Source organism: Streptomyces beigongshangae (assembly GCF_019710745.1).
In the GTDB taxonomy this organism is placed as follows: domain Bacteria; phylum Actinomycetota; class Actinomycetes; order Streptomycetales; family Streptomycetaceae; genus Streptomyces; species Streptomyces beigongshangae.
Genome location: NZ_JAHKJW010000052.1, coordinates 19384 through 37424 on the forward strand (window position 1 = coordinate 19384; position 18041 = coordinate 37424).

General features: G+C 73.9%; 17 protein-coding genes. 6 read left to right on the forward strand and 11 right to left on the reverse strand.

Annotated elements, in window-relative coordinates:
- Window positions 1–3: 3 nt before the first annotated feature.
- Window positions 4–309 (reverse strand): 4a-hydroxytetrahydrobiopterin dehydratase, encoded by a 306-nt coding sequence (locus KM933_RS30485; RefSeq protein ID WP_221358177.1) that lies wholly within the window; start codon window positions 307–309, stop codon window positions 4–6.
- A 273-nt stretch (window positions 310–582) separates the two neighbouring features.
- Here KM933_RS30485 and KM933_RS30490 point away from each other — a divergent pair, with 273 nt between their 5' ends.
- Window positions 583–1446: a helix-turn-helix domain-containing protein gene (locus KM933_RS30490; RefSeq protein ID WP_221358178.1), complete on the forward strand. Its 864-nt coding sequence runs from the start codon at window positions 583–585 to the stop codon at window positions 1444–1446.
- 77 nt (window positions 1447–1523) lie between these two features.
- Here the strand turns inward: KM933_RS30490 and dnaK are convergent, their stop codons facing one another.
- The 4 genes from dnaK to KM933_RS30510 form a co-directional block, all read right to left on the reverse strand.
- Window positions 1524–3491: a molecular chaperone DnaK gene (dnaK, locus tag KM933_RS30495; protein WP_221358180.1), complete on the reverse strand. Its 1968-nt coding sequence runs from the start codon at window positions 3489–3491 to the stop codon at window positions 1524–1526.
- Window positions 3492–3651: 160 nt separating this feature from the next.
- Window positions 3652–4077, reverse strand: coding sequence for an OsmC family peroxiredoxin (locus KM933_RS30500; RefSeq protein WP_221358182.1), 426 nt, complete (start codon window positions 4075–4077; stop codon window positions 3652–3654).
- Window positions 4078–4348: 271 nt separating this feature from the next.
- Window positions 4349–6433 carry an alkaline phosphatase family protein gene (locus tag KM933_RS30505; RefSeq protein WP_221358183.1) on the reverse strand — a complete coding sequence of 695 codons (2085 nt, stop codon included), beginning with the start codon at window positions 6431–6433 and terminating at the stop codon, window positions 4349–4351.
- A gap of 304 nt (window positions 6434–6737) precedes the next feature.
- A complete protein-coding gene (locus KM933_RS30510) occupies window positions 6738–7163 on the reverse strand; it encodes a hypothetical protein (protein WP_221358184.1) in 426 nt (141 codons plus the stop codon).
- A gap of 84 nt (window positions 7164–7247) precedes the next feature.
- Between KM933_RS30510 and KM933_RS30515 the strand changes: the two genes are divergently transcribed.
- Window positions 7248–8087, forward strand: a complete 840-nt coding sequence (locus KM933_RS30515) for an MBL fold metallo-hydrolase (RefSeq protein ID WP_221358186.1) — start codon at window positions 7248–7250, stop codon at window positions 8085–8087.
- Window positions 8084–8710 (forward strand): DedA family protein, encoded by a 627-nt coding sequence (locus KM933_RS30520; RefSeq protein ID WP_221358187.1) that lies wholly within the window; start codon window positions 8084–8086, stop codon window positions 8708–8710. The genes KM933_RS30515 and KM933_RS30520 overlap by 4 nt, the downstream gene beginning before the upstream one ends.
- Before the next feature lie 102 nt (window positions 8711–8812).
- On the opposite strand, the gene KM933_RS30525 is transcribed toward KM933_RS30520, so the two are convergent.
- From KM933_RS30525 to KM933_RS30535, 3 genes are all read right to left on the reverse strand, one after another.
- On the reverse strand, window positions 8813–10087 hold the full coding sequence (locus tag KM933_RS30525; protein ID WP_221358189.1) for an aminotransferase class I/II-fold pyridoxal phosphate-dependent enzyme: 1275 nt from the start codon (window positions 10085–10087) through the stop codon (window positions 8813–8815).
- Window positions 10088–10180: 93 nt separating this feature from the next.
- Window positions 10181–11071, reverse strand: coding sequence for a hypothetical protein (locus KM933_RS30530; RefSeq protein WP_221358191.1), 891 nt, complete (start codon window positions 11069–11071; stop codon window positions 10181–10183).
- A 171-nt stretch (window positions 11072–11242) separates the two neighbouring features.
- Complete coding sequence (locus KM933_RS30535) at window positions 11243–12037, reverse strand: RNA polymerase sigma factor SigF (protein ID WP_221358193.1); 795 nt, start codon at window positions 12035–12037, stop codon at window positions 11243–11245.
- Between the two features lie 302 nt (window positions 12038–12339).
- On the opposite strand from KM933_RS30535, the gene KM933_RS30540 reads away from it, so the two are divergent.
- A complete protein-coding gene (locus KM933_RS30540) occupies window positions 12340–12897 on the forward strand; it encodes a type 1 glutamine amidotransferase domain-containing protein (RefSeq protein ID WP_221358195.1) in 558 nt (185 codons plus the stop codon).
- 115 nt (window positions 12898–13012) lie between these two features.
- Here KM933_RS30540 and KM933_RS30545 read toward each other — a convergent pair whose 3' ends face one another.
- Together KM933_RS30545 and KM933_RS30550 are read right to left on the reverse strand one after the other, a co-directional pair.
- Window positions 13013–13285 carry a DUF6158 family protein gene (locus KM933_RS30545; protein ID WP_221358197.1) on the reverse strand — a complete coding sequence of 91 codons (273 nt, stop codon included), beginning with the start codon at window positions 13283–13285 and terminating at the stop codon, window positions 13013–13015.
- Window positions 13286–13438: 153 nt separating this feature from the next.
- Window positions 13439–15058 carry an ABC-F family ATP-binding cassette domain-containing protein gene (locus KM933_RS30550; protein ID WP_221358198.1) on the reverse strand — a complete coding sequence of 540 codons (1620 nt, stop codon included), beginning with the start codon at window positions 15056–15058 and terminating at the stop codon, window positions 13439–13441.
- Window positions 15059–15139: 81 nt separating this feature from the next.
- Between KM933_RS30550 and KM933_RS30555 the strand changes: the two genes are divergently transcribed.
- Window positions 15140–16630, forward strand: coding sequence for a bifunctional phosphatase PAP2/diacylglycerol kinase family protein (locus KM933_RS30555; protein WP_221358201.1), 1491 nt, complete (start codon window positions 15140–15142; stop codon window positions 16628–16630).
- A 150-nt stretch (window positions 16631–16780) separates the two neighbouring features.
- The gene (locus KM933_RS30560; protein ID WP_221358202.1) at window positions 16781–17596 is read left to right on the forward strand and encodes a class I SAM-dependent methyltransferase; all 816 of its coding nucleotides are present in this window, start codon (window positions 16781–16783) and stop codon (window positions 17594–17596) included.
- Between the two features lie 113 nt (window positions 17597–17709).
- Here the strand turns inward: KM933_RS30560 and KM933_RS30565 are convergent, their stop codons facing one another.
- Window positions 17710–18006 (reverse strand): gas vesicle protein K, encoded by a 297-nt coding sequence (locus KM933_RS30565; RefSeq protein WP_221358245.1) that lies wholly within the window; start codon window positions 18004–18006, stop codon window positions 17710–17712.
- Window positions 18007–18041 lie beyond the last annotated feature (35 nt).

Genomic DNA, 18041 nt, shown 5'->3' on the forward strand with positions numbered 1-18041 from the left:
TGCTCAGCCGGCGCCGTGACCGGCGGCGAGCTGCTCGACCCGGCCGGCCAGTTCGAAGTCCTTCTCGGTGACGGCGCCGCCCGCGCTATGCGTGTGCACGGCCAGGACGACGGTGCGGTGGCCGAGGGTGAGGTCGGAGTGGTGGTCCAGCTCCTCCTGCACGCGGGCGATGTGCACGACCAGCGCGGCGGCGGCGAAGTGCGAGTCCAGCCGGTAGGAGCGGGTGATCCTGTCTCCGTCCAGGGACCAGCCGGGCAGTTCCGCGAGCCGGTCCTCGACGTCCTTCTGCGACAGCGGTTCCAGGGGCATGACCCCGCTCCTTCCACGATGTCCGGCCAGGGTGTCCGGTTCCGCTCAGCGTGCCACAGTCCGGCCCTCCCGTCCCTGGTCGGGCGCGCGCCCGGCGGGCGGCGGGGTCCGCCCCCGGCGAGTGGGCCGGGCCGCTGCTGCGCGAGCGGCGCCGGGTGAGTCGGCCGGAGCCGGAGGGTAATGGTGATCACTTGGATCAAGTGCGGGGATCCGGTGAGGCTTTCATGAGAACGTGGCACACTTCTCGCCATGCACGGCCAGGGGAGGCGCGGTGTGAGTGAAAGACGTCCTGCGCCGACCGTGGGGCAGGTGGTGCTGGGCAGACGGCTCCAGGAGCTGCGCGAGTCGTCCGGCCTGAAGCGCGACGACGCCGCACGGATCCTGCGGGTCACGGGCGCGACCGTCCGGCGGATGGAGATGGCCGAGGTCGCGCTGAAGATCCCGTACGTCCAGGTCCTGCTGTCGGTGTACGGGGTGCCCGACGACGAGATCGCGGCGTTCGTCCGGCTGGTCGAGGAGGCGAACCAGCCCGGCTGGTGGCAGCGCTTCCACGACGTGCTGCCGGACTGGTTCAGCCTCTATGTGAGCCTGGAGGGCGCGGCGTCGGTCATCCGGTCCTACGAGCCCCACTTCGTGCCCGGGCTGCTGCAGACCGAGGACTACGCCCGTGCGGTCCTGGAGGCGGGCACGGTCGGGCAGACGGGGCCGGAGGAGATCGAGCGCCATGTGTCGCTGCGGATGGCCCGCCAGGAACTGCTGGCCGGCGACCGTCCGCCCCATCTCTGGGTGATCATGGAGGAAACGGTCCTGCAACGGCCGGTCAGCATGCGTTCCGAGGTGATGGCGGACCAGCTGGACCGCCTCCTGGAGACCGTCGACAACGACCACATCACGCTGCAGATCGCGGAGTTCGCCTCCGGCCCGCACCCGGGGACGTACGCGCCCTTCGTGCTGTTCCGTTTCGCGGAGCCCGAGCTGCCGGACATGGTCTACACCGAGTATCTGACCGGGGCGCTCTACCTGGACTCCCGCAAGGAGGTGGGCGCGCACCTGGAGGTGCTGGACCACATGGCGACCGGGGCGGCCTCCGCCCAGCGCACCAGGGAGATGATCCTGGAGCGCCGGGCGGACTTCTGAGCGGAGCGCGGGGTCCCGCGGCCCGCGGGGCGGGTGCGGCTCAGGCGGGGCCGGGCCGGCTCGGCGTCCGGACCGGCTCAGGCCGGGCCGTCCTTCGGGCTCCGGCCGTCCCCGGTGCCCCCGGCTCCGCGGCCGGTCTCCCCCGGCCCGTTCCCGGCCCCGGCGCTGTTCCCGTCCCTGTCCTCGTCGACGATCTCGGCGTCCACCACTCCCTCCTCGTCCGGCGACGGGGCCCGCCCGGTGTCCGGCCCGTCCTGCCCGGGCTCCTGCGGAGGCGCCTCCTGGGCCTGCGCGTACATGGCCTGGCCCATCCGCTGGCTGACGGCGGCGAGTTTCTCGACGCCCGTGCGCAGGGCGCCCGTGCCGGCGCCGTCGCGGTCCTCCAGGAGGCCCTTCAGTTCGGCGATCGCGGTCTCGACCTCCGTCTTCGTGCCGGCCGGGATCCGCTCGTCGTTGTCCCGGACGAACTTCTCGGTCTGGTAGACGAGCTGTTCCGCCTGGTTGCGGGTCTCGGCGCTCTCGCGGCGTTTGCGGTCCTCCTCGGCGTACTGCTCGGCCTCGCGCATCATGCGGTCGATGTCTTCCTTGGCGAGCGCGGAACCGCCCGTGACGGTCATCTTCTGCTCCCGTCCCGTGGCGAGGTCCTTGGCCGAGACGTGCATGATCCCGTCGGCGTCGATGTCGAAGGCCACCTCGATCTGCGGCACCCCGCGCGGCGCGGGCGGCAGTCCGGTGAGGTCGAAGACACCCAGCTTCTTGTTGTACGCGGCGATGTCCCGCTCGCCCTGGAAGACCTGGATGCCGACCGACGGCTGGTTGTCCGTGGCGGTGGTGAAGATCTCCGAACGCCGTGTGGGGATGGTCGTGTTGCGCTCGATGAGCTTGGTCATGATGCCGCCCTTGGTCTCGATGCCCAGGGACAGCGGGGTGACGTCGAGGAGCAGGACGTCCTTCACGTCACCGCGGATGACACCCGCCTGGAGGGCGGCGCCGAGGGCCACGACCTCGTCCGGGTTGACCCCCTTGTGCGGGTCCCTGCCGGTGAGTTCCCTGACGGCCTCGGTCACCGCGGGCATCCGGGTCGAACCGCCGACGAGGATGACGTGGTCGACCGCCGAGAGCTTCACCCCGGCGTCCTTCACCGCCTGGTGGAAGGGCGCCTTGCAGCGTTCGAGCAGGTCGGCCGTCAGTTCCTGGAACTGGGCGCGCGTCAGCTTCTCGTCGAGGTGCAGCGGGCCGTCGCCGGTGGCGGTGATGTAGGGCAGGTTGACGGTCGTCTCGGTGGACGAGGACAGCTCGATCTTGGCCTTCTCCGCGCCCTCGCGCAGGCGCTGCAGGGCCATCTTGTCCCGGCCGAGGTCGATGCCGTACTGCCCCTTGAAGCGCTTGACGAGGTACTCGACGACCCGCTGGTCCCAGTCGTCGCCGCCCAGCCGGGTGTCGCCGTTGGTGGCCTTGACCTCGATGACGCCGTCGCCGATCTCCAGCAGGGAGACGTCGAAGGTGCCGCCGCCCAGGTCGAAGACGAGGACGGTCTGCTCCTCGCCGCGGTCGAGGCCGTACGCGAGGGCCGCGGCCGTCGGCTCGTTGATGATCCGCAGGACGTTGAGGCCGGCGATCTCACCGGCTTCCTTGGTGGCCTGGCGCTGGGTGTCGTCGAAGTAGGCGGGCACGGTGATCACGGCGTCCGTGACGTCCTCGCCGAGGTACGCCTCCGCGTCCCGCTTCAGTTTCTGCAGCACGCGCGCGGAGAGTTCCTGCGCGCGGTAGCGGGTGCCGTCGATGGTGCCGCCGTCCGCGTCGGGGAACCGCCAGGCCGGGTCCCCCATGTGCCGTTTGACGGAGCGCGCGGTGCGCTCGATGTTCGTCACCGCCTGCCGTTTGGCGACCTCTCCGACGAGCACCTCGTCGTTCTTGGCGAAGGCCACCACCGAGGGGGTGGTGCGCGCGCCCTCGGCGTTGGCCACGACGGTGGGCTCACCTCCTTCCAGTACGGCCACCACCGAGTTCGTGGTCCCCAGGTCGATCCCGACCGCACGTGCCATGTCCGTCCCCTTCCACCCGGGCCTGCTCGTGTCCCTTCCTGTGTTCCATCACAAAACTTGAGTGCCTCCCTGTCAATGGGGCATCTGCCCCGTACCGCACCGGACATGACGATGCCGCGCCCCCTTTCCGGGGACGCGGCATCGGCGGGAGGACGGGCCGTCAGGCGAGCTTCGCCGTGAGCGTGATCGTCGTGCCCGTCAGCGCCTGGCTGACCGGGCAGTTCTTCTTGGCGTCCTCGGCGGCGGCGGTGAAGGCGGCGTCGTCGAGGCCCGGCACGGTGCCCTCCACCGTGAGGTGGATGCCCGTGATGCCCTCACCCGGCTGGAACGTGACGTCCGCGGAGGTGGTGAGCTTGGTGGGCGGGGTGCCCGCACCGGCGAGGCCGTGCGAGAGCGCCATGGAGAAGCAGCTGGAGTGGGCGGCGGCGATCAGCTCCTCGGGGCTGGTCTTCCCGTTCGCCTGCTCGGCGCGCGACGGCCACGACACCGGCTGCTCGCCGATGCCGGAGGAGTCGAAGGTGACGACTCCGTTGCCCTCCAGCAGGTTCCCTTCCCAGACGGTGTGCGCGGAGCGCGTTGTTGCCACGATGATTCCCTTTCGACGAGGTCCCGGTTCCGGGTCCGTAGCACTATCCGATCACACTCGGGCCCGGCATACGCGAAAGACCGGCACCCGCACGGTGAACTACGGGGTGCAACCCCGTGGAACAGGGGGCGCCGCCCCTCCAGGGGCGCGGGGAACCGCGCGGCCGGCCCCGTACGACCGGCGGTTGGCCGACCACGGCAGGTGCCCTGCCGGACTCCCGGACTCCCCGCCCCCCGACTCCCGACTCCCGAAGAACTCCCGGTCTCCGTGCTCAGGCCGCCTGGCGGCCGTCGAGGGCGGCCTCGACCGGTACCTGCGGCCCGTCGCACTCCCGCAGCCACCGCCGCAGCACCCGGTGCACCCGCTCGGCGCCGACCAGTTCCTCCCCGTCCCCGACCGGTGCGGAGAACGCGAGCGGCGACATCAGGAAGGGCCGCCCCTGGGCCCCGCCGAGACCACCGTGCGAGCCGATCTGCTCCTCGAACGCGAGGACCTCGCCCTCCTCGGGGTCGTACCAGGAGTTGACCATGATGTCCGCGACGTGCGGGAACGAGTGCGTCCGGCGTACGGCGTCGGCGGCGCCCGGGCCGAAGTCCGCGAGCGGCCCGGGGTTCTCGTCCAGCCGGTCCAGGGGGATCTGCGCGCCGTGCGCGCCGAGCACGAGGCCGCCGTGCTCCTCGCTGCGCACGAGCACGAATCCGATGCCCGGGTGGTTGGCGAGCGTGGTCAGCAGCGCCGGATGCCGGGCGTCTATCTCCTCGCGGCTCATCCGGTGCGGCACGTCGGGGAAGGACACCAGCCCGAGGTTCCCGGAGGCCAGCACCAGGGGCTCCGACGGCGGACGGGTCGGGTGGTGCTCCTCGCCCCCCTCCTCGACGGGCCTGCGCAGCGCGGCCCGTACGGCGGCCCGCGCCTCGGCGCCGCTGTGCGTGCGCCGCGCCTTGCGGGGCACGGGCAGCCCGCACCCGGCCCGCACCAGCTCGCCCAGGCCCAGGCCGTAGCGGGCGCGGAACGTCTCGCCGGGACTCTGGCCGTGGTCGGAGAGCAGGACGAGGCGGTACGGGCGCGGGGCGTGCTCGGCGACCTGCGCGATCAGGGCCAGCGAGCGGTCCAGGCGCTGCAGGACCCTCTCCGCGTCCCGGCTGCGCGGCCCGGAGTGGTGGGCCACCTCGTCGTACGCGACCAGGTCCGCGTAGACCGCGGCGCGCCCCGCGAGCATGTCCCCGATCACCGCCGCGACGACGACGTCCCTCTCGACGACGGTCGCGAAGGCCCGGATGAACGGGTAGAGGCCGCCGCGGCCGACCCGGGGGCGCCGCTTCCCCAGGCGCGCCCGGGTGGACTCGCCGATCTCGCGGCCGACGTCCGCGACGAAGGACAGGGCGGTGCGGACCGCGTTGGCCGGGTCGGAGAAGTACGCGAAGTAGCCCGCCCGGGAGCGGTTCTCGCGGCCCCTCCTGGCGGCCACGGAGAGCACCAGGGCCAGCTGGTCGGCGCCGCCGCTGAAGAGGTTGCCGCGGCTCGCGCCGTCCAGGGTGAGCAGGCCGGCGTCGCCGGTGCGCTCGACGGCCCGGCGCTGCAGTTCCGCGGCGCTGGTGGGCCGGTTGCAGACCACGATCTCCCCGGTGTCCTTCTCGTACCAGCGGAAGGCGGGGACGTCGTGGTTGGAGCCGTGCATGATGCCGAGCTGGCTGGCGCCGGTCTGGCTGGACCAGTCGGTGCGCCAGGGAACGAGCCGGTGGGTGGCGCGGGATCCCGCGCCGTGGCCCAGCCAGGCGGCCACGGTGGGCAGGAGGCCGCGGCCGACCGCGTCCACGAGCACGTCGTGACCGACGCCGTCGAGCTGGAGGAAGACCGTGCCGGGGGTGGCGAAGGAGCCGGCCGGCGGTGTCTTGCCGCGGCGGCGGTCGGAGAGCCGGTACAGCCTGCGGCGGTAGGCGTCGTCGTCCCGTACGGCCAGGGCGCCGCCGGTGGCCGAGGCGACCGCCGACATCACCGCGGCCACGACCACGGCGGTCTCCGGGGCGGCCTCGCTCTGTCCGGAGGGGTCCAGGCGCAGGGCCAGGAGCAGGAGCGAGCCGTTCAGGAAGAAGACGAGCACGCCGAGGACGAGGGCGGGGACGAGGAGCAGGGTGCGGACGAGGAGCGGCCACACCAGGGAGGACAGCAGGCCGAAGGCCCCCGCGCCGAGTGCGGCGGTGGCGGCGATGGTCGTGGCGCTGTCGCCGTCGACGGACTGGAGCCTGAAGTCGGGCAGGATCCCGGCGAGCGCCAGCATGGTGACCGTGGACACCGCCCAGACGGTGACGCTCCGCCAGGCCGCGCTGCCCACCCTCCGCCATCGTTGCCCGCCCACGTCACGCCCGCCTCACGTCCGCACCCGCCTTCGTGCCGGCGGCCTCGGACCCAACCCTGTCATACGCGGCGCGGGGCCTCCGCCGGCGCACGGGGGCGTGCCGGTGGCTCCGCGGGCCCGCGGGAGGCACACGTACCGGGAGGTCACGCCGGTGTCCTGGGCGGGCCCGGCCGTCCTCGGGCGCGGCTCGGGGCGTCGGCCCGTGCCGTACGCGTCACCGGGGGCGTCGGCCCGTGCGTACGCGGGGGCGGCGCGGGGCGGTCTCGGGCCGCCGTGGCGCCCGGCCCGTCGCCGCGCGGAGCGCTCAGCGGCCGTCGTAGCCCGCCGTCGGCATCGACAGCCGCCGGTGGACGTGGGCCTTCATCCGGGCGTCGTAGGCGGGTTCCGCGTGCCCGACCGTCTCGACGCGCACCCCGCGCCGGGCGCACTCCGCGGTGAACTCGTCCACCGAGGCCAGCGCCCGCTCCAGGACCCGGCGGCTCGGCGCGACGAACAGATCCACCAGCCCGGCCTCGGCGTCCTCCCAGAGCGCACAGTGGTCGGGCCGCAGCCCCCGCAGGAGCAGCTCCCTGGTGACCACGTAGCCCTGCTCGGCCGCCCAGCGCGCGCACATGGCGTGCTGGCTGCGCGAATCCACCAGGAAGGGGTCGTCGTCCAGCTCCTCCAACGGCGTCAGACTGGCGATCGTCGTCACGCGAAGCATGCCGGAGGCACGGCGTGTGTCTCCCATGGCCTTCCCCTCACCTCCGGGTATTCGCCGCCGACCATACTCCTGCCCGTAGGCTCGGGGGAGTCGCGCGAAGGAGGCAAAGGAGTGCCGGTGGAGATCACTTGGTGGGGGCACGCCACCTGCACGGTCCAGGACTCGGGAGTACGCGTGCTCACCGACCCCCTCTTCGCGCGCCGGCTCGCGCATCTGCGCAGGCGCCGGGGGGCGCTCCCCGAGGCCCGGGCGGCGGTGGCCGATGTGACACTCGTCTCCCATCTGCACGCGGACCACCTGCACGTCCCCTCGCTGGCCCGGCTCGCCCCGGACACCCGGGTGCTGGTGCCGCGCGGCGCCCTGCGCGCGGTGCCCGGGCTGCGCAGACTCGGCCGGACGCGGCTCACCGAGGTGGCGCCCGGCGACCGGGTCCGGATCGGTGACCTGGTCGTACGGGTCGTCACCGCGCACCACGACGGCCGGCGGCTACCGGTCGGACCGCAGCGCTCGCCCGCCCTCGGCTATGTGGTCGAGGGCGAGTCCCGGACGTACTTCGCCGGGGACACGGCCCTGTTCGACGGGATGGCCGAGGAGGTCGGACCGGTCGACGTGGCCCTGCTGCCGGTCGGCGGCTGGGGGCCGTACCTGGGCGAGGGGCACCTGGACGCCGGGCGGGCCGCCGACGCGCTGGCCCTGCTGCGGCCGCGGAGCGCGGTGCCGGTGCACTACGGCACGTACTGGCCCATCGGGATGGACGCCGTGCGCCCCCATGAGTTCCACACCCCCGGTACGGAGTTCGTACGCCTTGCGGCCGAGCGTGCGCCCGGCGTGACGGTGCACCTGCTCGACCACGGCGAAAGTGTGCGACCGCAGGTCGCGGGGTACCGCTCTTCACCTGGGGACGCGCCGGCCGGTCGGGGCGACGACGATCGGGAGGGCGGAACCCGGTGAGGCATGTGCTCGCCGCCGCGGTCATCACCGTGCCGACGGAGGTCACCCAGCGGGCGCTCGGCTATCCGTCGCTCTTCCTGCTGGTGCTGATCGGTGCGCTGGTGCCCGTCATTCCGACCGGCGCGCTGGTGAGTTCGGCCACGGTGGTGGCCGTCCACCAGACGGCGCCCCTCTCGATGGCGATGGTCTTCGTGGTGGCCGCGCTGGCCGCGTTCCTCGGGGACATGGCGCTGTACTGGCTCGGACGGCGCGGGATGGAGTCGAGGAACGGCTCGCGCTGGCTCGCGGCGATACGCGACCGCGCGCCCGAGGACCGGCTCGCCCAGGCCCAGCAGAAGCTCGCGGACCACGACGTCGTGGTGCTGGTGATGTCCCGGCTGGTCCCCGCGGGACGCATCCCCGTGATGCTCGCGTGCCTGATGGCGAAGTGGCCGGCGCGGCGCTTCGCCCACGGGAACGGCCCGGCCTGCCTCGCGTGGGCCGCGACGTACCAGCTCATCGGCGTGCTGGGCGGCTCCCTCTTCAAGGAGCCGTGGGAGGGCGTGGCCGCGGCGATCGCCCTGACGGTGGTGATCAGCGTGGCCCCGGCCCTGTGGCGCCGAGCCCGCAGCGCGACACGGTAGCCGCCCGTCGGGCACGCGTCCCGTCAGGGGCGCGGGGAACCGCGCGCCCGGCCACGACGCGCCCGCAGCGCGTCCACGGTGGCGGAGGAGCCCCGTCCCGGGTCACCGGGAGGACTCCCGCCGCGCGTCGTCGTCCCGGCGCAGGCCGTCGAACACCGCCCCCAGCAGGCTCAGCGCCCTCTCCACGTGCGGCAGTCGCAAGGGGTCGGACGACAGCAGGGACGCCGTGCGCTCGTCGTCGGTCGTCCCGAGGAACGGCCCGGTGTCCAGGCGTACGCGCAGCGCGCCGAGGTCGTCGCCGAAGCGGTGGCCGCCGGGCGCCGGCATGCCCAGCCGGGCGCCGAGGAAGTCCTCCAGTTCCTGCGCGTCACCGACACCGAGCGCGCCGAGCGCGGACCGCAGCGGGCCGAGGTCGGCGTACAGGTGCCGCCCCGCCCGCGGCGGCCGGACGAGCGCCCCTGCCGCGACGAGGGTCCGGTGGGCGGCGCCGGCCACGCGGGCGTGCAGCCGGACGGACCCGGCGAGACGGTGCGTGATCTCGTCGGGTTCGCCGAGCGCGTACCCGGCTGCCGCCGCGACGGGCCCGGCGAGCCGGGCGCCCAGCGCGGTGAGGACGTCCAGGACGCGGTCGCGCAGCAGGCCGCCGGTGCCGTCGCCGGGGAAGCGGGCGATCGCCGCGGGCCAGCCGGCCGGCAGGAAGGGCCCGGAGAGGTCGGTCAGGACGGTGACCCGTTCCGGGAGCATCTCGGCGGGGCTGAGCAGTACGGTGTCGTGCTGTCCGTGCAGCGTGTCGCGCCAGGTCTCGTCGCTGACCACGTGCAGGTCCTCGCCCGCGGCGGCCTCGATCGTCTCGTGGAGCACCTCGGGCGGGGCGACGGTGGCGGTGGGGTCGTCGGCCACGGACAGCACGAGCAACCGGGGGTCGCCGCCCTCGGCACGCACCCGGCGCACGGTCTCCAGGAGGGCGTAGGGGTCCGGGACCCCGCCGCATTCGGCGGGCGTCGCCACGGGGAAGACGGAGCTGCCCAGCAGCCGGGCCTGTGGCGCCCACCAGGCCGCGCAGGGACGTGGCACCAGTACGTCACCGCCGACCGCGGCGGTCAGGGCGAGGAGCAGGGTGGGGGCGCCGGGAGCCGCGACGGTCCGGTCACGGCCTGCGGGCAGGCCGCGCCGGGCCCAGTAGCCGCGGGCGGCGTCCAGGAGGGCGGGACCCGCGCCGACCGGTTCGGTGTGCGCGCCGGCCGCGGCGGCGGCGAGACCGGGGGGCAGGGGCAGGCCGTGGCCGGGCGGGGGCGGTCCGTACCGGACCGGCCCGTGCCCGTGGCCGTGCCCGTGTCCGTGGCCGTGTCCGTGGCCTTCCGGATCGGTCCGCCGCATCTGTGCACCTCCGCGCAGTGGTCCCTGGACCGCCGGTCCGGCCGTGGCCGGCCGTGTTCCCGGGTCCGGTGTCCGGTGACCCGCTCCGCCGCCTCAGCCGCGTGAGGACGGCTCCCGCCTGCGCAGCCTGTGGACGGCCGCGCCGAGCGCGCCCGCGACGAGGACACCACCGGAGACCAGGGCGATCGCGGAGTCGTCGAAGGCACCGCCCGCGCCGGCGTGCACCCCGTGCCGGGCCTCCGTGCCGCGGAAGCCCCGGAGGGACACCGTGAAGGACGCGCTCCACTTCTTTCCCGCGCCGCCGTGCGCCGTCGGGCAGACGCCGCCGACGCTCCACTCGGAGATCCCGCCGACGCCGTCGGGTCCGCCCTCCCCGAAGTCGGCGGCGGGTGCGATACGGGCGGTACCGCTGTAGACGGTGCGGCTCCCCGGCACCTCGTCGCCCTTCGGGTCGTCCGTGCCGACCGGGTCGTCCGGGGCCGCGGAGTCGTCCGTACCGACCGGGTTCTCGTCGGCCGTGGAGGCGTCACCGGTCACAGGGTCCCCGCCGGTCACAGGATCCTCGCCGGCAGCGGAGTGCTCGTCGACCGCCGGGTCCCCCATGCCCGCCGGATCCTCCATGCCGGTGCCCGCCGGATCCTCCGCCCTCGTACCCGCCGGGTCCTCCGCGCCCGTACCCGCCGGGTCCTCCGCGCCCGTGGTCCTGTGCAGCCGGACGGTGCCGCGCTCGAAGGCCCGTGAGGTGGCGTCGACGGTCCCGGGCGGGCGTCCGCCCGGGGTCTCGCACGAGACGGAGACGGTGACCGTACCGCCGGGGGCCACGGTGCGCGGGCTGACCCCGGCCTCCGGGTCCGCGGTCGCGGCCGTCGCGGCCGTCGCGGCCGTCGCGGCCGTCGCGGCCGTCGCGGCCGTCGCGGCGGTACCGAGTACGAGGCTGGTGAGGGCGGTGGCGGACAGTGCGCGAGCGGTACGGCTCAGCGGCATGGGCTCGGTCTCCTTCGGCCGTCGGCGGGGGACCCCCACGCCCGGGTACGGCGGCGGAGGCGGAGCACGACCGGCATGCCCCGCAGCCCATCAGAGCCCGCGCCCGGCCGGGGCGCGCGCGGCCGGACACCATTCGTGCCACGCGGACACCCGAGCGGGTGACGCCGGACGTCAGACGGTGTCCTGCATGATCTGCTCCCGCAGCCGGCTGCAGCAGCGGCTGATCAGCCGGGAGACGTGCATCTGGGAGATGCCCAGTTCCTCGGCGATGCGGCTCTGGGTCATGTCGTCGAAGAACCGCATGTAGAGGATGGCCCGTTCACGTTCGGGCAGGGCCTCCAGACGGGGCTTGACCGCCTCGCGGTCGATCACGACGTCCAGGGCGGGGTCGGCCGAGCCCAGCACGTCGCCGAGCGAGTATCCGTCGTCGCCGCCCGGCAGTTCGGCGTCGAGGGAGAGCGCCGTGAAGCTCTCCAGGGCGCCCAGACCGGTGCGTACGTCGTCCTCGCTCATGTGCGCGTGTTCGGCGATCTCGGTGGTGGTGGGCTGCCGCCCGGAGATGGTCTGGGCCAGGTCCTGGCGGGCGAAGCGGACGCGGTTGCGCAGGTCCTGGACCCGGCGTGGTACGTGCAGGGTCCACATGTGGTCCCGGAAGTGGCGCTTGATCTCACCGGTGACGGTCGGCACGGCATAGCTCTCGAAGGCGTTGCCGCGCTCGGGGTCGTAGCGTTCGACGGCCTTGACCAGGCCGAGTGCCGCGACCTGCCTCAGGTCGTCGAAGTTCTCGCCGCGGCTCCGGAACCGGCCGGCGAGCCGCTCGGCCATGGGCAGCCATGCCTCGGTGATCCGGTCGCGGAGGGCGTCGCGCGCCCGGCCCGGGGGCAGTGCCGCGAGCTTGCGGAAGTCCTCGGCGGTGTCGGGGGCATCGTCGTGCGAATGGTGCCTGGCGCTCGCCTGAGTACGCATGATGAGGGCAACTCTCTCCAGGGGCGTTCGTCGGACGGTCAACCGCGGGAGCGCACCCTGAGCCGGACGGGCACACCCGTGGGCGGGGTTGGAACCACTCCCACGGACGTGCCTCCTGTCCGAAGCACTGAGTGTGCGCCTGCCCCTCCTCCTCCGGGGCAAACACCCGGGGTTGCACGGACCCGTGGGAGCGCGGTGGCCACCGCGTCCGGGCACCCGGACGCTTGACCCGTCGTGTCAGGGGTACTGCGGACGACGTCACCGAAGCGCAGGAGCACGCAGAGAAAGGACGGGAAACCCTGATGCGTATCGCGTTTCTGACGGCGCCGGAGGGCGTCGAGCAGATCGAACTCACCGACCCCTGGCACGCCGTGGTCGACGCGGGCGGTGAGCCCGTGCTGGTGTCGACCGAACCGGGGCAGATCCAGGCGTTCAACCATCTGGACAAGGCGGACGTGTTCCCCGTGCAGCAGGTGGTGGGCGAGGTGTCGGCGGACTCCTTCGACGGCCTGGTGCTGCCCGGCGGCGTGGCCAACCCGGACGCGCTGCGCATGAACGGGGAAGCCGTCTCGTTCGTCCGTGACTTCTTCGAGCAGGGGCGTCCGGTCGCCGCGATCTGTCACGCCCCGTGGACGCTCATCGAGGCCGACGTGGTCCGCGGCCGCACGCTGACCTCGTGGCCGAGCCTGCGCACGGACATCACCAACGCGGGCGGCACCTGGGTCGACGAGCAGGTGGCGGTCTGCGACGCGCAGCCCGCCACGCTCATCACCAGCCGCAAGCCGGACGACCTCAAGGCGTTCTGCGAGGCGTTCGTGCCGGAGTTCCGGAAGCAGCAGCGGTCCGCGACGCGGGGCTGACCCCGCGCGTCCGGTCTGACGGCCCGCCGCCCGGTGGGCGGCGGGCCGTCAGACCGTCCGGCCGTCAGACCCTCCGGCTCGACGAGGACCGTCCGGCCGTCCGGCTCGACAAGGACTATCCGGCCTGACCGGTCCGTCCTGCCTGGCCGGGCGCCTGCGGCTGGTCGGGGTCGCGGTCCCGTGCCCCGGCCCGCGTCCGGCCCTCGGTGACCGGGCGACGGGGGTTGCGGCGCAGGTACTCGCCCTCCAGTTCCGCCATCCGGAGGTTGTGGGCGCTCAGCGCGTCGTTCGAACCGTGCAGCAGCGTGTCATGACGGGTGCGGTGGATCGTCTCCAGCTCTCTCATCAGCTGCTCGTCGTCCAGGAGGCCCGCGTCGACTCCGGTCATGGTGATACCCCGATCGTCATGTCCGTCGGTGTGGTCCGGCCCTACACCCCCACCTTACGAACATCTCGCCCCGGGGCGCCCCTCCAGGGGCGCGGGGAACCGCGCGCCCGCCCCCGCCTTCCGCACGGTCCCTCCGTCCGGCCCGGCGGAGCGCTACCGCGCCCGCTCCACCCGGCGCTCGTCCCACACCGGTTCCGTCGTCTCCCGCACCCGTCCGTCGCTCCCGAACACCAGGTAGCGGTCGAAGGCACGGGCGAACCAGCGGTCGTGCGTCACCGCCAGCACCGTCCCCTGATACGCCTCCAGCCCTTCCTGGAGGGCCTCCGCCGACTCCAGGTCCAGGTTGTCCGTCGGCTCGTCGAGGAACAGCGCCGTGGACCCCTGGAGTTCGAGCAGCAGGATCTGGAAGCGGGCCTGCTGCCCGCCCGACAGCCGGTCGAACCGCTGCTCGGCCTGCGCCGTCAGCTCGTACCGCCGCAGCCGCGACATGGCGGCCCCCCGGTCCTGGGAGTGCTCGGTCCACAGGATGTCGAGCAGGGTGCGCCCCTCCAGCTCGGGGTGTGCGTGGGTCTGCGCGAAGTGGCCCGCCACGACCCGCGCGCCGAGCTTCCACCTCCCCGTGTGGGCCACGTCGCCGCCCGCGAGGAGCCGCAGGAAGTGCGACTTGCCGGAGCCGTTGGAGCCGAGCACGGCGACCCGCTCGCCGTAGAAGACCTCCAGGTCGAAGGGTTTCATCAGCCCGGTGAGTTCGAGTCCCTCGCAGGTGATGGCCCGCACACCGGTGCGTCCGCCGTGCAGGCGCATCGTGATGTCCTGCTCGCGCGGCGGCTCGGGCGGCGGCCCGGCCTCCTCGAACTTGCGCAGCCTCGTCTGCGCGGCCTGGTACCGCGAGGCCAGCTCATGGCTGACGGAGGCCGCCTGGCGCAGGCTGAGCACGAGCTTCTTGAGCTGGGCGTGCTTCTCGTCCCAGCGCCGCCGCAGCTCCTCGAAGCGCGCGAAGCGCTCGCGGCGGGCCTCGTGGTACGTGGCGAAGCCGCCGCCGTGCACCCAGGCGTCGGCGCCCGCCGGACCCGGCTCCACGCTGACGATCTTCTCGGCGGAGCGGGCGAGCAGTTCCCGGTCGTGGGAGACGAACAGGACGGTCTTGCGGGTCTCCCGCAGCCGCTCCTCCAGCCAGCGCTTGCCGGGGACGTCGAGGTAGTTGTCCGGTTCGTCGAGGAGCAGCACCTCGTCGGAGCCGCGCAGCAGTGCCTCCAGGACGAGCCGCTTCTGCTCACCGCCCGACAGGGTCCGCACCTCGCGGAACTGGGCCTTGTCGTAGGGCACGCCGAGCGCGGCCGTGGTGCAGATGTCCCAGAGCGTCTCGGCCTCGTACCCGCGGACCTCCGCCCAGTCGGAGAGCGCCTGCGCGTACTGGAGCTGGGCGGCCTCGTCGTCGACCGTCATGATGGCGTGCTCGGCCCGGTCCACGGCCTGCGCGGCCTCGCGGACGCGCGGCTGGGCCACCGACACGAGCAGGTCGCGCACGGTCGTCCCGTCCCGTACGGAACCCACGAACTGGTGCATCACACCGAGTCCGCCGCTCACCGTGACGGTGCCGCCGTGCGGTTTCAGTTCGCCCGAGATCAGCCGCAGCAGTGTCGTCTTGCCCGCGCCGTTGGGTCCCACGAGCGCGACCGCGGCCCCTTCGCCCACCCGGAAGGAGACGTCGCCGAGCAGCGTCCTCCCGTCGGGCAGGTGGTACTCCAGATGCGCGGCTTCGAGATGTCCCATGGTCGCGCATTGTCCGGGGCCGACGGGGGGCCGGGCAAACGGATATGCGGAGCGGGAGTCCGGTGGGGTAGACGATGGAGCATGACCGCAGACGTAGACCTCACCGCAACCGGGGCCGGCCACGCCCTGCTCGACCGGTTGATGGCCTTGGACCACCGCCTCTTCGAGGCGGTGGCGACCCGGCACTGGCCGGGTGCCGACCCGCTGCTGCCGAGGCTGAGCCGCAGCGCGAACCACGGGGTGCTGTGGTTCGGCGCGGCCGCGGCCCTCGTGGCGACCCGCTCGACGCGGGCGCGCCGCGCGGCAGCCCGCGGCATCGCCTCGCTCGCCGTGGCCTCGGCCACGATCAACACGGTCGGCAAGCGCTCGGTGCGGCGTCCGCGCCCGAAGCTGGACACCGTGCCGGTGATGCGGCAGCTGAAGCGGCAGCCCATCACCACCTCCTTCCCCTCGGGGCACTCGGCGTCGGCGGCGGCCTTCGCGACGGGGGTGGCCCTGGAGTCCCGCCGGCTCGGCGCGGTGGTGGCGCCGGTGGCCGCCGCGGTGGCCCTGTCCCGCGTCTACACGGGTGCGCACTTCCCGAGCGACGTGCTGGCCGGGGCGGCGTTCGGCGCGGGCACCGCCTTCGCCGTACGCCGGCTGGTGCCGACACGCGACCAGCTGCCGCCCCCCGGGCGTCCCCGCGCGGACGTGCCCGCCCTGCCGGACGGGGAGGGGCTGGTGCTGGTGGTCAACAAGTCGGCCGGCACCGCGGACCGGATGCGCGCCGTCGAGGACGCCCTGCCGCTCGCCGAGATCGTGGAGTGCGAGCCGGCGCACCTGGGGGACGCGCTGGAGAAGGCCGCGGCCCGCGCCGAGGTGCTGGGGGTGTGCGGCGGCGACGGCACGATCAACGCGGGCGCCACGGCGGCCCTGCGCCACGGCCTCCCGCTCGCCGTGCTGCCGGGCGGCACCCTCAACCACTTCGCGCAGGACCTGGGCGTGGAGGACGTACGGACCCTGAGCCGTGCCCTGACGGAGGGTGAGGCCGTACGGGTCGACGTGGGCCGGTTCACCGCCGGCGGCCAGGAGGGCTACTTCCTCAACAACTGCAGTCTGGGCGTCTACCCCGAGCTGGTGCGCGAGCGGGACCGCTGGTCCGGGCGGATCGGCGGCTGGCCGGCCGGTGTGGTCTCGACCGTGCGCGTGCTGCGCGCGGGCCGGCACCCCCTGCGGGCCGAGTTCGGCGGCAGGCAGCGGCCGCTGTGGCTGCTGTTCGCCGGGAACGGCACGTACCACCGCATGGGGCCGCTGCCCGCCCGCCGATACGACCTCTCCGACGGCCTTCTCGACGTGCGGGTCGTGCACGGCGGCCGTCTCCCGGCCGTACGCCTCCTCGCCGCGGCCGTGGCCGGACCGCTGACCCGCTCCCCCGTGCACGCGGCGCTCCGGGTCGGCGGGCTGCGCGTCCAGGGGGTCGAGCCGGGCACCTGGCTGGCCTATGACGGCGAGGTCGTCGAGGTGGAGGGCGACGTGACGATCCAGAAGCTGCCGGAGGCCCTCACGGTCTACCGCCCGAGCGGGCCCCGCTGACCGTCCGCCGGGCCGCCGACCGCAGGTCCGCATTGCGAGACACGGGTCTCACCATTCGGCATGACGGCGTAGGTTGACCCGTACCCCGGCGGAGGCGCTCCGCGGGTCCGGTACCAGGGACACCAGGGACACGAGGGAATGGACACCGCCATGCCGAAGGAGACCGCCGTCTACACGCACGGCCACCACGAGTCCGTGCTGCGCTCGCACACCTGGCGTACGGCCGCCAACTCGGCGGCCTACCTCCTCGGCTCGCTGGAGCCGCACATGCGGGTCCTGGACATCGGCTGCGGCCCCGGTACCATCACCGCCGACCTGGCCGCGCTGGTCCCGCGGGGGCACGTCACCGGCGTCGACCACGCGCCGGGCATCCTGGACCGGGCACGGGCCACCGCCGCCGGACGCGGTCTGGAGAACGTCGACTTCGCCGTCGCGGACGTCCACGCGCTGGAGTACCCGGACGACACCTTCTGCGTCGTCCACGCCCACCAGGTGCTGCAGCACGTGGGCGACCCGGTGCAGGCGCTGCGGGAGATGCACCGGGTCGTCAAGCCGGGCGGACTGGTCGCCGTACGGGACTCGGACTACGCGGCGATGACCTGGTTCCCGCAGGTCCCGGGCATGGACGACTGGCTCGGTCTGTACCGGCGGGTGGCCCGCGCCAACGGGGGCGAGCCGGACGCCGGACGGCGCCTGAAGTCATGGGCGCTGGCGGCCGGCCTGGCGGACGTCACGGCCTCGTCGAGCACCTGGTGCTACTCCTCCGCCGGGGAGCGCGCGTGGTGGAGCGGGCTGTGGGCGGAGCGTACGGTCGCCTCCGCCTACGCGGACCTGGCCACCGGGGGCGGCCACGCCACCACGGAGCAGCTCAGCGCGGTGGCCGCGGCGTGGCGGGAGTGGGGAGGGCGGGAGGACGGCTGGTTCTCCGTCCTGCACGGGGAGATCCTGTGCCGGAAGCCGGCCTGACGTTCACCCGCGGACCGGGCCCCTTCGGGGGCGCGGGGAACTGCGCGAACGGCCCCCACGGGCCCGCGGACGGGACTCGGCCGGATCCGACCGGACCCGGCCCGGCCCGGAACCTAGTCCCGGGGAAGCAGCGGTCCCAGGGGCCCGAGGTCCAGGTTCAGGTCCTCGGGCCGCAGCCCGTAGCGGTCCCGCAGCTCCGCCATCCGGTCGTCGAGGAGCATCAGCGTGAGCCCGATCCGCTCCTCCTGGTCCTCCGAGAGGTCCCCCGTGTCGAACCGCCGCACGGCCTGCCGCTCCATCAGCTGGCGCAGCAGTTCGACCACGGTGAGCACGAGCTTGATGAGGTCCCGCTCCACGGTGTCCGGTTCGAGGTCGAGACGGCTGCGCCCGGCCTGCTTCCCGGTTCCCAGGACCGCGTCGTCGACGACCCTCCGGAGGGCTTCCC